Source organism: Phenylobacterium sp., from assembly GCF_030697925.1.
Classification (GTDB): domain Bacteria; phylum Pseudomonadota; class Alphaproteobacteria; order Caulobacterales; family Caulobacteraceae; genus Phenylobacterium.
The window spans coordinates 1-12,591 of sequence record NZ_JAUYOJ010000248.1; the positions used below are offsets into that span (position 1 = coordinate 1).

General features: G+C 68.8%; 16 protein-coding genes. 9 read left to right on the plus strand and 7 right to left on the minus strand.

Going from position 1 to position 12,591, the window contains the following annotated elements:
• Both Q8Q88_RS24480 and Q8Q88_RS24485 read left to right on the plus strand, forming a co-directional pair.
• On the plus strand, positions 1-319 hold a 319-nt coding region (locus Q8Q88_RS24480; RefSeq protein ID WP_305677790.1), incomplete at its 5' end, for a class II fructose-bisphosphate aldolase.
• A gap of 97 nt (positions 320-416) precedes the next feature.
• Entirely contained in the window at positions 417-707 is a 291-nt protein-coding gene (locus tag Q8Q88_RS24485) for a hypothetical protein (RefSeq protein WP_305677791.1), read from the plus strand.
• Here the strand turns inward: Q8Q88_RS24485 and Q8Q88_RS24490 are convergent.
• From Q8Q88_RS24490 to Q8Q88_RS24505, 4 genes are all read right to left on the minus strand, one after another.
• Positions 673-2,340: an MFS transporter gene (locus tag Q8Q88_RS24490; protein WP_305677792.1), complete on the minus strand. Its 1,668-nt coding sequence runs from the start codon at positions 2,338-2,340 to the stop codon at positions 673-675. The two genes, Q8Q88_RS24485 and Q8Q88_RS24490, sit on opposite strands and share 35 nt — an antisense overlap.
• Before the next feature lie 72 nt (positions 2,341-2,412).
• Positions 2,413-2,904: a bacterioferritin gene (bfr, locus tag Q8Q88_RS24495; protein WP_305677793.1), complete on the minus strand. Its 492-nt coding sequence runs from the start codon at positions 2,902-2,904 to the stop codon at positions 2,413-2,415.
• A gap of 118 nt (positions 2,905-3,022) precedes the next feature.
• Positions 3,023-3,400 carry a cupin domain-containing protein gene (locus tag Q8Q88_RS24500; protein WP_305677794.1) on the minus strand — a complete coding sequence of 126 codons (378 nt, stop codon included), beginning with the start codon at positions 3,398-3,400 and terminating at the stop codon, positions 3,023-3,025.
• Positions 3,401-3,415: 15 nt separating this feature from the next.
• Positions 3,416-3,826: a DUF2000 family protein gene (locus Q8Q88_RS24505; protein WP_305677795.1), complete on the minus strand. Its 411-nt coding sequence runs from the start codon at positions 3,824-3,826 to the stop codon at positions 3,416-3,418.
• On the opposite strand from Q8Q88_RS24505, the gene Q8Q88_RS24510 reads away from it, so the two are divergent.
• Positions 3,825-4,685: an AraC family transcriptional regulator gene (locus Q8Q88_RS24510; protein ID WP_305677796.1), complete on the plus strand. Its 861-nt coding sequence runs from the start codon at positions 3,825-3,827 to the stop codon at positions 4,683-4,685. The genes Q8Q88_RS24505 and Q8Q88_RS24510 overlap by 2 nt on opposite strands.
• Here the strand turns inward: Q8Q88_RS24510 and Q8Q88_RS24515 are convergent.
• Positions 4,670-4,855, minus strand: a complete 186-nt coding sequence (locus Q8Q88_RS24515) for a bacterioferritin-associated ferredoxin (RefSeq protein ID WP_305677797.1) — start codon at positions 4,853-4,855, stop codon at positions 4,670-4,672. The two genes, Q8Q88_RS24510 and Q8Q88_RS24515, sit on opposite strands and share 16 nt — an antisense overlap.
• 202 nt (positions 4,856-5,057) lie before the next feature.
• On the opposite strand from Q8Q88_RS24515, the gene Q8Q88_RS24520 reads away from it, so the two are divergent.
• From Q8Q88_RS24520 to Q8Q88_RS24530, 3 genes are read left to right on the plus strand one after another with little or no spacing between them, the layout of a single operon-like run.
• Positions 5,058-6,461, plus strand: coding sequence for a cytochrome ubiquinol oxidase subunit I (locus Q8Q88_RS24520; protein WP_305677798.1), 1,404 nt, complete (start codon positions 5,058-5,060; stop codon positions 6,459-6,461).
• Positions 6,458-7,486, plus strand: a complete 1,029-nt coding sequence (gene cydB / locus Q8Q88_RS24525; protein WP_305677799.1) for a cytochrome d ubiquinol oxidase subunit II — start codon at positions 6,458-6,460, stop codon at positions 7,484-7,486. The genes Q8Q88_RS24520 and cydB overlap by 4 nt, the downstream gene beginning before the upstream one ends.
• On the plus strand, positions 7,470-7,616 hold the full coding sequence (locus tag Q8Q88_RS24530) for a hypothetical protein (protein ID WP_305677800.1): 147 nt from the start codon (positions 7,470-7,472) through the stop codon (positions 7,614-7,616). The genes cydB and Q8Q88_RS24530 overlap by 17 nt, the downstream gene beginning before the upstream one ends.
• A 179-nt stretch (positions 7,617-7,795) precedes the next feature.
• On the opposite strand, the gene chrA is transcribed toward Q8Q88_RS24530, so the two are convergent.
• Both chrA and Q8Q88_RS24540 read right to left on the minus strand, forming a co-directional pair.
• A complete protein-coding gene (gene chrA, locus Q8Q88_RS24535) occupies positions 7,796-9,139 on the minus strand; it encodes a chromate efflux transporter (protein ID WP_305677801.1) in 1,344 nt (447 codons plus the stop codon).
• Positions 9,136-9,879 carry an alpha/beta fold hydrolase gene (locus Q8Q88_RS24540; RefSeq protein WP_305677802.1) on the minus strand — a complete coding sequence of 248 codons (744 nt, stop codon included), beginning with the start codon at positions 9,877-9,879 and terminating at the stop codon, positions 9,136-9,138. The genes chrA and Q8Q88_RS24540 overlap by 4 nt, the downstream gene beginning before the upstream one ends.
• A gap of 83 nt (positions 9,880-9,962) precedes the next feature.
• On the opposite strand from Q8Q88_RS24540, the gene Q8Q88_RS24545 reads away from it, so the two are divergent.
• From Q8Q88_RS24545 to infC, 3 genes are all read left to right on the plus strand, one after another.
• Positions 9,963-11,129 carry a glycosyltransferase family 4 protein gene (locus Q8Q88_RS24545; RefSeq protein WP_305677803.1) on the plus strand — a complete coding sequence of 389 codons (1,167 nt, stop codon included), beginning with the start codon at positions 9,963-9,965 and terminating at the stop codon, positions 11,127-11,129.
• Positions 11,126-12,100 carry a glycosyltransferase family 9 protein gene (locus tag Q8Q88_RS24550; RefSeq protein ID WP_305677804.1) on the plus strand — a complete coding sequence of 325 codons (975 nt, stop codon included), beginning with the start codon at positions 11,126-11,128 and terminating at the stop codon, positions 12,098-12,100. Before Q8Q88_RS24545 ends, Q8Q88_RS24550 begins: the two co-directional genes overlap by 4 nt.
• Positions 12,101-12,219: 119 nt before the next feature.
• Positions 12,220-12,591, plus strand: a 372-nt coding sequence (infC, locus tag Q8Q88_RS24555; RefSeq protein ID WP_305677805.1) for a translation initiation factor IF-3, incomplete at its 3' end; no start/stop codon positions are given.

The following is a 12,591-nucleotide window of genomic DNA, read 5'->3' on the forward strand; positions in this document are numbered from 1 at the left end:
GGGCGTGCCGGTGGAAGAGATCCAGCGCGGCATCAAGCACGGCGTGCGCAAGATCAATATCGACACCGACAACCGGATGGCCATGACCGGCGCCATCCGCAAGATCTTCGCCGAGCATCCGGGCGAGTTCGACCCGCGCAAATATCTGAAGCCCGCCATGGACGCCATGCGCGCGGTCTGCCGCCAGCGGATGGAAGAGTTCGGCGCCGCCGGCCAGGCCGGCAAGATCACGCCGATCCCGCTCTCGGTCATGGCCAAACGCTACGCCGCCGGCGAACTGGCCCCGACCATGGGCATCGCGCGCCACGCGGCGGAATAGAAGCCAGACGTCCGACCTTCGCAAGGCCGTCGCCCTCGAGGCGGCGGCCTTCGTATGTCCGCTGGAACCGCGGGAGGGCTTGCACGCTTCCTAGGGCATGAAGCGTGTCGTCCCGATCCTGCTCGCCCTCGCCGGCCTGGCCGGTGTGGCCGCGTTCGGTGGCTGGACCTTCTATGCGGGGTCAAGCATCGGCGGTGGTTGGTCGAGTCTCGGGCCGGTCATGCTCTATGTGTTGGGTGGCCTACTGGTGGTGGGCGCGCTGGCCGGGGTCCTGATGTGGCTGGCCTTCTATTCCTCGCGTAAGGGCTATGACGAACCCTACGATGTGACCAAGCCCAATGGCGGCGGCGCCCCTAGTCGTCGACATTGGCCCCGCGCATCTCCCTGACGAAAAGGAAGCCGATGACGGCGGTCGCCAGGGCGATGACCACCGGATACCAGAGCCCGAAATAGATGTTGCCCGTGGCCGCCACCATGGCGAAGGCGGTGGTGGGCAGGAAGCCGCCGAACCAGCCATTGCCGATATGGTAGGGCAACGACATCGAGGTGTAGCGGATTCGCGCCGGGAACATCTCCACCAGGGCCGCGGCCACCGGGCCATAGACCATGGTCACATAGAGCATCAGCACGAACAGCAGGCCCACCACGGCGGGCTTGTTGACCTTCTCCGGGTCGGCCTTGGCGGGATAGCCGGCGTCGCCGAGCGCGGTGGTCAGCATCTTGGTCCAGTCGGCCTTGGCGGCGGCGAATTCAGGCTTGGCCAGCGGCCGGCCGTCGAAGCTGCGGATCTCGGCCCCGCCGATCTTGATGACCGCCGTGGCGCCGGCCGGGGCGACTTGATTCTCGTAGCTCACCCCGGCGGTGGCCAGGGCCGACTTGGCCACGTCGCAGGACGAGGTGAAAGCGGTCTTGCCCACCGGGTCGAACTGGAACGAGCAGTCGGCCGGGTCGGCGATCACCGTCACCGGGGCGCTGGCCGAGGCGGCCGCCAGGGCCGGATTGGCCGCCACGGTCAGGGCGTTGAAGATCGGGAAATAGGTCACGGCCGCCAACAGGCAGCCGGCCAGGATGATCGGCTTGCGGCCGATCTTGTCCGACAGCCAGCCGAACACCACGAAGAACGGCGTCCCCAACAGCAGGGCCACGGCGATCAGGGTGTTGGTCAGCGCCCCGTCGACCTTGAGCGTCTTCTCCAGGAAGAACAGGGCGTAGAACTGGCCGGTGTACCAGACCACCGCCTGGCCGGCGGTGAGCCCGACCAGGGCCAGGATGACGATCTTCAGGTTCTTCCACTCGCCGAAGGCCTCGGTCAGAGGTTTCTTCGAGGTCGTGCCCTCGTCGACCATCTTCTGGAAGACCGGGCTCTCGTTGAGCCGCAGGCGAATCCACAGGGAGACACCCAGCAGCACCGAGGAGACCAGGAACGGGATGCGCCAGGCCCAGGCCTTGAACACCTCCTCGCCCAGCATGGTGCGGACAACCAGGATGACGATCAGGCTGAGGAAGAGGCCGAGCGTCGCGGTGGTCTGGATCCAGCTCGTATAGAGGCCGCGCTTACCGGGCGGCGCGTGCTCGGCCACATAGGTCGCCGCCCCGCCGTACTCGCCGCCCAGCGCCAGGCCCTGCAACAGGCGCATGAGGATCAGCGCGATGGGCGCGGCCACCCCGATCTGGTCGTAGCCGGGCAACAGGCCGACCGCGAAGGTCGAGAGCCCCATCAGCAGCATGGTGACCAGGAAGGTGTTCTTTCGGCCCCAGAGGTCGCCCAGCCGCCCGAACACCAGGGCCCCGAACGGACGCACGGCGAAACCGGCGGCGAAGGCCAGCAAGGCGAAGATGTAGCCGGTGGTTTCGTTGACCCCCGAGAAGAAGTGCTGGGTGATGAACCCCGCCAGCGAGCCGTAGAGATAGAAGTCGTACCACTCGAAGACCGTGCCGGCCGAGGCGGCGCCGATGATCAGCCGATGGTTTTTGGTCCGAACGTCGCCGACCTGTCCTTCCGCCACTGCGTCCTGCGCCATCCCGCTCCCCCACTGATGTCGGGACGAGCCTAGCGCTATTTCGGCGGCGGCCGATAGCGGTTCGCGCCGCCGCTAGTGTCCGCCGCCGCCTTCGAGTTCGCCGAGCGCGCTTTGCAGGTAGTTCTGCTCGCCCAGCGAGCGGACCAGGGAGATCTGGGTCTCGATGAAATCGATGTGCTCCTCGGTGTCGGCGAGGATCTCGCGCAGGATCTGGCGGCTCACGAAGTCGGCCGCCGCCTCGCATTCCTTGATGCCGGCGACCTGATCGGCGCGGCCGGCGGTCTCCAGGGCCAGGTCGGCGGCCAGGCACTCGGGCACGGTCTCGCCGATCTTCAGCTTGTGCAGATCCTGCAGGTTGGGCAGGCCGTCGAGGAACAGGATGCGCTTGATCAGCTTGTCGGCGTGCTTCATCTCGCCGATCGACTCGTCATAGGTGATCTTGCCGAGCTTGGCGAAGCCCCAGTTTTCGTACATCCGGGCGTGCAGGTAGTACTGGTTCACGGAGGTCAGCTCATTGGTGAGCACCGCGTTGAGCCGCCGGATGATCGCCTTGTCGCCTTGCATGTGAAGCTCCTCGAATCCCGTCTCGAGGCGCAACCTCTTCCGCCGCGGAACCTGTGTCAAAGCCTATGTTTGCAAGTGATTCCGCGTTTCGTTCGCAAGGCCGCGAAGCGCGTGAAGATCAGCCGAGGTGGCGCGTCTGGCTGGCGATGGACTTGGTCATGGGGCTGTCGACGTCGCCGGTGTGGGCGGTGCCGGCGGGCTCGATCAGCATGATCCAGGCCTCCTCCAGCGCCATCGGCGCATGCTCGACGCCCTTCGGCACCACGTGGAAGTCACCGGGCCCCAGCACCGCGTCCTCGCGGTCGCGGTAGCGGATCGTCAGGGTCCCGCGGTGGACCATGAAGAACTCGTCCTCCTCGGCATGGGCGTGCCAGACGAACTCGCCCTTGGCCTTGGCGAGCTTCACGTACTGGCCATTGGCCGCGGCCACCACGCGGGGCGACCAATAGTCGGCAATGGCGGCGTATTCGTCCTCGATATGGCTGACGGCGGGCATAGGGTTCCTTTCCGGTCAGGCGTGGAGCGACAGGCCTTTCACCACCTTATCGACGATCCGGCGGTCCGCGTGGAGGGCGAGGCCCGCCAGGTCGAGGGCGTCGGTGGCGACGGCGGCCACCGTGGCGCGGTTGTCGGAGTCATTGTTCGTGGCGAAGAGGGCCTGGGTATAGATGGAGGGCGCGAGGCCTCGATCCAGGGCCCGGGCCAGGACCAGGCTCAGGTCGGCGCCCGAGCCGGCGAACACCAGGACGGGCTGGCGCACCAGAGGGCCATAGGCCCGCCCATCGGCGTCGGCATAGCGGTCCCCCGCCAGTTCGGGGTAGGATCTGACCAGACCACCGGCGAGGAAGGCCGTGACGTTGAGCTTCTTCCAGGTCGCGAGATCCTCGCGGACCGCAATGACGATCTTGGTGTCGTAAGGCATGTGCGAACCCTTACGCGCCGGCGCCGGGACCGGTCTTGAACGATCGTGCGACTGGGTGCGCCAGGCGCCGCCGGCGCCCGGGCTGGAGCGCATCGAGGCCTATTTCGCCCGCCACGCCTATGATCCCCACCGGCACGACACCTACGCCCTGGGCGTCACGCTCAGCGGCGTGCAGTCCTTCGACTATCGCGGAGCGCGGTGCGACAGCCAGCACGGAGACGTCATCGTCCTACATCCGGACGAAGCGCACGATGGGCGTTCCGGTGGCGAAGACGGCTTTCGTTATCGCATGCTCTATGTGGAGCCGCGGCTCATCCTGGAAGCCCTGGGCGAGACGGCCGCCCTGCCCTTCGTGTCGGACGCCGTACGGGCCGACCCCCGTCTCCTGGCGGCGCTGCGCCTGGCGCTCGGCGACTTGGACCACGGCCTCGAGCCGCTGGAGCGCGACCGCGCGCTTGCGGCCATCGCCATGGCGTTGCACGCGGCCGAGGGCTCCAGCCCGCGAAGGGCGTCGTCCGCGACCTGCTCGACCGCCGTGGAGCGGGCGCGGGCCTTCCTGAACGAGCATTTCGACCGGACCGTCGCTTCGGAGGAACTGGAGGCGGTCACCGGGCTCGACCGCTACAGCCTGGCGCGCCACTTCCGCGCCCAGCTGGGCGCCAGCCCCTATCGCTACCTGATCATGCGGCGGCTGGACCGGGTACGGAGGGGGATCGACGCCGGCGAGAGTTTGGCGCAGGCGGCCGCGGACAGCGGCTTCGCCGATCAAAGCCACATGACGCGGCAGTTCAAGCAGGCGTTCGGGGTGTCGCCGGGGCGCTGGCGCGCTCTGCGGCGCGACGCCTATTCGGCGGCGTAGCGCAGGGCTTCGTCCTGCTCGGCGATCATCTCGCGCATGTCGCAGACGCAGCGGGCGCATTGAGGTTGCGAGCCGCAAGCGCGGAACACCTGAGCCGGGCGACGGGCGCCGGACTCGATGGCGGCGCGGACTTCGCGCTCACGGATGCCGTTGCAGTTGCAGACGTACAAAGCAGGTTTTCTCCGACGACGTCCCATATCTAGCAAATGCGAACGCCGTTGCAACTCATTTGCAACAACCATGCCGATCGGTCGCACACGCCTGCGTCGGTTTGTCGCTGCGGCCAAGCTTGGCGTAACGCGTTTTACGGCGTGAGAGTGCGCCCCCGCAGGCGATCAACGAAGATCACCAGCGCCAGCCAAGGTTCGGACCATGGATGTCGATGCCCTGTTGCTGTCGCGGCTTCAGTTCGCCTTCACCATCGCGTTCCACATCATCTTTCCCAGCTTCACGATCGGGCTGGCCAGTTACCTGGCGGTGCTGGAAGGCTTGTGGCTGACTAGCCGCAACGAGGTGTTCAAGACCCTCTACCTGTTCTGGCTGAAGATCTTCGCGATCTCCTTCGGCATGGGCGTCGTCACCGGGGTGGTGATGAGCTACGAGCTGGGCGCCAACTGGAGCGTGTTTTCGGCCGTGGCCGCCCCGGTGATCGGACCGCTCCTGGCCTTCGAGGTCCTGACCGCCTTCTTCCTGGAGGCGAGCTTCCTGGGGATCATGCTGTTCGGCTGGAAGAAGGTCGGCCCTGGGCTGCACTTCACGGCCACCGTGCTGGTGGCGCTCGGCACGCTGATCTCGGCCTTCTGGATCATCTCGGCCAACAGCTGGATGCAGCACCCGACCGGCTTCGCCCGCACGGCCGAGGGCGGGCTGATCGCGGTGGACTGGATGAAGGTGATCTTCTCGCCCAGCTTCCCCGAGCGGCTGATGCACATGTCGCTGGCGGCCTATCTGACCACCGCCCTGGTGGTGGGCGCGGCCTCGGCCTGGCGGCTGCTCAGGCGGCCCGACGAGCCTGAATCCGGCATGGCCCTGCGCATGGCCATCGGCATGTTCGCCATCGTGGCCCCGCTGCAATTGGTGGCCGGCGACCTGTCGGGCAAGGATGTCCTGCGCCTGCAGCCGGCCAAGCTGGCGGCCATCGAGGCCTTCTGGGAGACCAAGCCCCAGCAAGCCTTCCACGTCGTCGCCTGGCCCGACCGCAAGCTCGAGGCCAACCTCTGGGAGCTGTCCATCCCCAAGGTCGGCAGCCTCATCACCGCCGGCAGTATCGACGCCGAGGTCAAGGGCCTGAAGGCCTTCGCGCCCGAAGACCGTCCGCCGGTCGGTCTGGTGTTCTGGTCCTTCCGGGTGATGGTGGGCCTGGGCCTGGCGATGATCGGCCTGGGCGTCTGGGGCGTCTGGCTGTGCTGGCGCGGCGGACCCGAGCGCTCAGTGTGGTTCCTGCGCGCCTGCATCGCCATGGGGCCGGCCGGCTTCGTCGCCGTCATCTCCGGCTGGATCGTCGCCGAGGTGGGCCGCCAGCCCTGGGTGATCTACGGGGTTCTGCGCACCGCCGACGCCGTGTCGCCGGTGGGCGCGGGCCAGGTCTCAGCCTCCCTCCTGGGCTTCCTCATCGTCTATGCGGTCATCTTCTCTGTGGGGGTGCTCTACATCCTGCGCATGATCGCCGAGGGTCCGGCGGTCGGATCGGAGGAGGCCCTTCCCGAGGGCCTGCGCGCCCCGGGCTCGGCCATGGCCGCCGCGCCGCTGGACCCGGGCCAGGGAGGCAAGCCATGAACGGTCTGGACCTGCCGCTGATCTGGGCCGGGATCATCGCCACCGCCGTGCTGCTCTACGTGCTGCTCGACGGATTCGACCTGGGCGTCGGCATCCTCTTCCCCTTCGCGCGCACGCCGAAGGACCGCGACGTGATGATGGATTCCATCGCCCCCGTCTGGGACGGTAACGAGACCTGGCTGGTGCTGGGCGGCGGCGGTCTGTTCGCGGCCTTCCCGCTCGCCTATTCCGCCATCCTGCCGGCCCTCTACCTGCCAGTCGTCCTGATGCTGCTGGCGCTGATCCTGCGCGGGGTGGCCTTCGAGTTCCGCATCCGGGGACGCCGGCGCGGCAAGGCGTTCTGGACCGCGGCCTTCGCCGGCGGTTCGCTGACCGCCGCCATCGCCCAGGGCTTCATCCTGGGCGGCTTCATCCAGGGCGTGACGCTGAACGGGACGCAGTTCGCCGGCGGCCCCTTCGACTGGCTCACCCCCTACACTGTGCTGGTCGCCGCGGGCCTAGTCGCCGGCTACGCCCTGCTGGGCGCCACCTGGCTGGTCTGGCGCACCGAGACCGAACTGCACGCCGACGCCCGGCGCTGGGCGGGGATCGCCGCGGCGGCCGTCGCCGGCCTGCTGGCGGCGGTCAGCCTCGCCACCCTCTTCGTCCATCCCCGGATCGCCGAGCGCTGGGGCTTGGCGGACGGCGCCTTCGACATGGCCGCCTTCCTGCCCCTCCTGCCGATCCCGCTGCTGGGCCTGGCCGGCCTGGCCGTGGTCGCCGTGGGTCTTCGCCGCAAGTCGCACGGCTGGCCGCATGTGGGCGCGACGCTGGTCTTCCTGTCGGGCTATGCCGGCCTCGCGGCCGGGTTCTTCCCGAATATCGTGCCCTACGACATGACCTTCCGGCAGGCGGCCAACCAGGACAACGCGCTCGCCCTCATGCTGGGCGGGGTGGCCATCCTGCTGCCGGTGATCCTGGGCTATACGATCTGGGTCTACTGGCTGTTCCGCGGCAAGGTCACGCCCGATGCGGGCTATCATTGAGCCGCCGCCCGAACCGGGCGATCCCCTGCCGCCGATCTGGAAGCGACTCGCCTGGTTCGTGGGTCTGGCGGTCGCGGGGTCGCTCAGCGTGATGGCCGTCGCCTACCTGCTCAAGGCGATGCTCAGGTGACCTCCCTCTCCCCTTTCAAGGGGAGAGGGTAGGGTGAGGGGGATGCGGCGCGAAGCGGCGCTTTCCAACCCATCAACCCACTCAGCGCGGCGGAGACGCCCCCCTCACCCTACCCTCTCCCCCGGAAGACGGGTGGAGAGGAGGCGATTTTTACGGGTTGAGGCGCGTCTAGGGACTGATCACCCCGCCAGCGCGCTCAGCGCCAGTCCGCCCAGGGCGCAGGCGACGAGGGTCGGGACCAGGCCCAGCTTGAACCGCAGCATGGCGAGCATCGCCGCCACGGTGAGCACCGCCGCGCGCCAGTCGAGGCTGGCGAGGTCCGGCAGGTCGACGCCCCCAACCTCCACCACCCGCCGGAACAGGACGTGCAGGGCGAACCAGACGGCGAGGTTGGCGATCACCCCGACCACGGCGGCGCTGATCGCCGCCAGCGCCGCGGCGGCGGCCCGATGGCCGCGCAGGGCCTCCGCATAGGGCGCGCCCAGGAATATCCAGAGGAAGCTCGGGGCGAAGGTGACCCAGGTTGTGAGCAAGGCGCCGAGACAGCCGGCGAGAAGAGGATCCAGCGCCCCGGCGTTGCGGTAGGCCGCCAGGAAACCCACGAACTGCAGCACCATGATCAGCGGCCCCGGCGTGGTCTCCGCGAGCCCCAGGCCGTCGGCCATCTCGCCGGGGTTGAGCCAGCCGAAGCCGTCGACAGCGGCCTGGGCTACATAGGTCAGGACCGCATAGGCGCCGCCAAAGGTCACGACGCCCATGGTGGAGAAGAAGCCGGCGATCTTGGTCCAGACGCTGGCCTCCCCGAACAGCGCGAACAGCACAGCGACAGGCGCCAGCCAGATCGGCAGCCAGATCGCCGCCACCCGCAGGGCCCGGCCGCGCGATGGGACCAGGTGGGGCGCCTCGCCCTGGGCGATGACCCGGTCCACCAGGCCGGGCGTCTCGTCGTCGACCTCATGGCCGTTCGCGCCGCCGCCGAATAGGCCCGGTCTCGCCCATCCGAGGGCTGCGGCGAGCGCCACCACCAGCGGGAACGGTATGTTGAGCAAGAACAGGCCCAGGAAGGCCGCCACGGCCACGGCCAGGGCCGCGCGTGATTTCAGCGCCCGGCGGCCCACCCGCAGCACCGCCTCGGTCACGATGGCCAGCACCGCGCACTTCACGCCCAGGAACAGACCCTCTGCGACCGGGGTGGCGCCATAGACGACGTAGAGGATGCTCAGGGCCAGCATCACCGCCGCACCGGGCAGGACGAAGAATATCCCCGCCAGCAGGCCGCCCGCCGTACGGTGCATCAGCCAGCCGATATAGGTGGCGAGCTGCTGGGCCTCGGGGCCCGGCAGCAGCATGCAGTAGTTGAGCGCGTGCAGGAACCGCCGCTCGCCGATCCAGCCGCGCTCCTCGACGAGGACCCTGTGCATCAGGGCGATCTGACCGGCGGGGCCGCCGAAGCTCAACAGGCCGATGCGGGCCCAGACCCGCGCGGCCGCCCAGAAGCTCGGCAGGACGGAGGGCTCGGTCACGCGAGTTCGTCCAGGGCCGCGATCAGCCGGGCGATGTCCTGGGGCCGCGACAGACGATGGTCGCCGTCCTTGATCAGGCTGAACACCACATCGTGGCCGCGGATCGCCTGGGCCAGCTCCAGGGCGTGGCGCCAGGGCACGTCGGGGTCCTCGCCGCCCTGCAGGATGCGCACTGGCGCGTCCACATTCACCGGCCCTGGCAGGATCGACCAGCGCGCGCCGTCCTCCAGCAGGGCCGCGGTGATCGGATAGGGGTCGCCGTAGTCCGACGGCCGCATCCAGACCCCGGTGGCCGCCAGCTCCGCACGGCCGGCGGCGGTGATCTCCGGGCCCATCAGCTTCTCGGTGAAGTCCGGAGCCGGGGCGATCAGCACCATGGCCTTCACCCGATCCGGCGCCGCGGCGGCCACCAGGCAGGCGATCCACCCCCCCATGGAGGAGCCCACCAGCACCACCGGGCCGGGGGCCAGTTCGTCCAGCACCGCCAGCGCGTCCTCGCGCCAGCGGGTGATGGTCCCTTCGGCGAAGTCGCCGTCGGATTCCCCATGCCCGAAATAGTCGAACCGCACATAGGACCGGCCGCGCGCCAGGGCCCAGTCGGCCAGGGCCTGCGCCTTCGTCCCGGCCATGTCGGACTTGAAGCCGCCCAGCCAGACCACGGTCGGTCCGGCCCCCGCGACGCGGCGCCAGGCGATCCGCGCCCCGTCGCGCTGTTTCAGGAATCCGGATGTCTCGGTCATGGTATCGTCATAACGCAAGGATGTGACGGCGCGAACGGCGCGCGGGCCTTTACCAAACGTGGGCTTACGCTATGCAAGGCGGCGTGACGCTGCCCCCAGACTTCACCCTATTGCAGGTTGTCCCCGAGCTCGAAACCGGCGGGGCCGAACAGACCACGATCGATGTGGCCCACGCGGTCGTGCGCGCCGGCGGCAAGGCCCTGGTCGCCACCCGGGGCGGACGCATGACCTCGCGGCTGGAGGCCGACGGCGGACGCCTGGCCCAGATGCCGGTCCAGACCAAGAATCCGCTGGTGATGCTAGGCAACGCCGCGCGGCTGGTGGACCTGATCCGCAAGGAGAAGGTCTCCATCGTCCACGCCCGCTCACGCGCGCCGGCCTTCTCGGCGCTCTGGGCGGCCCAGGCCACCAGGACGCCGTTCGTGGCCACCTACCATGGGGTCTACAACGCCAAGAGCGGCCTGAAGCGCTGGTATAACGCCGTGATGACCCGCGGCGACCTGGTGATCGCCAATTCCGACTACACCCGCGACCATGTGCTCGCCGAACACCAGATCGACCCGGCCAGGATCGTCTCGATCCCGCGCGGCATCGACCTGGAGCGGTTCAATCCCAGCTGGGTGACCCCCGACCGGGTCGAGGCCCTGCGCCAGGCCTGGGGGATCGCCCCCGGGGACCGGCGGGTGAAGCTGCTGCTGGCCGGCCGGCTGACCCGGATCAAGGGCCACCTGATGATCGTCGAGGCCGCCGCCCGGCTGAAGGCCCGGGGCCGCGAGGATTTCGTGATCATCTTCGCCGGCGACGACCAGGGCCGTACGGACTACCGGCTGGAGATCATGGCCGCGATCGCCGCCAACGGCCTCGAGCGTGAGATCCTGCTGGTCGGCCACTGCGACGACATGCCGGCCGCCTACCAGGTCTGCGACATCGCCATGCTGCCCACCACCAAGCCGGAGTCCTTTGGCCGTACGGCTGTGGAGCCGCAGGTGATGGGTAAGCCCGTCCTGGCCTCGGATCACGGCGGCACCACCGAGACCGTCCTCTCGGGCGAGACCGGCTGGCTGGTCAAGGTGGACGATCCCGACGCCTGGGCGACCGCCATGGCCAAGGCCGCCGACCTCGGACCCGGCCGCCTGGCGTCCATGGGCCAGGCCGCGGCCAACCGCGCCCGGCGGCTCTATTCCGTCGACGCCATGTGCCAGGCCACCCTGGACGCCTACGGACGCGTGCTGGAGGCGCGCGCCGCGTGAGCCGCGACATCCGCAACGTCCTGGTGATCAAGCTCTCGGCTCTGGGCGACTTCATCCTGGCGCTGGCGGCGATGAAGAAGATCCGCGAGGCCCACCCCAAGGCGCGCATCACCCTGCTGACCACGCCGCCCTTCGAGGCGCTGGCCAAGTCCTGCCCCTATTTCAACCGGGTGGAGACCGACGGCCGGCCCGAGGGGCCCAGCGCCTGGTTGCAGCTGCGCGGCCGGCTGAAGGCGGCGCGCTACGACCGGGTCTACGACCTACAGACCTCGGCCCAGTCGGCCCGCATCTTCCACCTGCTACGCCCCTTCCCGCCCGAGTGGTCGGGGATCGCGCTGGGCTGCTCGCTGCCGCACAAGAACCGGCGACGCAATTCGATGCACACCCTGGAGCGCCAGGCCGACCAGCTCAAATCGGCGGGCATCTGGCCCGACGCGCCCACCGAGCCCGGCAGCGCCCCGCCGCCGGACCTCTCCTGGGTGGTGCACAACGCCCGCCAGGAACGCCCGGTCCCCGGCGGGGTGAAGCCGCGGCCCTATGTGATCTTCGTGCCCGGCGGCTCGGCCCACCGGCTGGACAAGCGCTGGCCGGCCGAACGCTTCGCCCAGCTCGGCAAGACCCTGCACGACCGTGGGTTCGACGTCGTCATCATCGGCGGCCCGCAGGAGAGCGCGCTCGCCCGCCAGATCCAGAAGTCGGTCGGCCAGGCCCGCGACCTGACCGGACGCACCGACTTCGCGCGGATCGCCGCCCTGGGCGCCCGCGCGGCCCTGGTCGTGGGAAACGACACCGGTCCGCTGCACCTGGCGGCAGCCACCGGGGCGGCCACCATCGTGCTTTTCTCCAGCGCCTCGAACCCGGCGCTTTCGGCCCCGCGGGGCCACGTGACCGTGCTGCAGTCCCAGAACCTGGCCGATCTGCCTGTGTCCCAAGTCCTACAGGCCGTCAACGCACTGATGCCTTCTGCCTAGCCGCGCTTGATTGGGGGGACTCCCTTCGTCATATACTGACTGGAACGACCGGCGCTCTCTCGCGCCGGGCGCGTTTCGCGTTGAAACAGCCCTAGGAGCGAAAGCCTATTCGCCGCCCCATGCAGTCGCCGCCCGTCAAAGACGGGCCGCGTATCAATGAAGACATCCGCGTCCCCAAGGTCCTGCTGATCGATCAGCACGGCGAGAAGCAGGGCGTGATGCCCACCTCGTCGGCCATGGAGGCCGCGCAGGAAGCAGGTCTCGACCTCGTCGAGATCGTTCCGAACGCCGATCCGCCCGTCTGCAAGATCCTGGACTACGGCAAGTTCAAGTTCCAGGAGCAGAAGAAGAAGAACGAGGCGCGCAAGCGGCAGAAGGTCGTCGAGATCAAAGAGATCAAGCTGCGACCGAACATCGACATCCATGACTACGAGGTGAAGCAGCGCTCGATGCACCGCTTCTTCGAAGAGGGCGACAAGGTGAAGGTCACC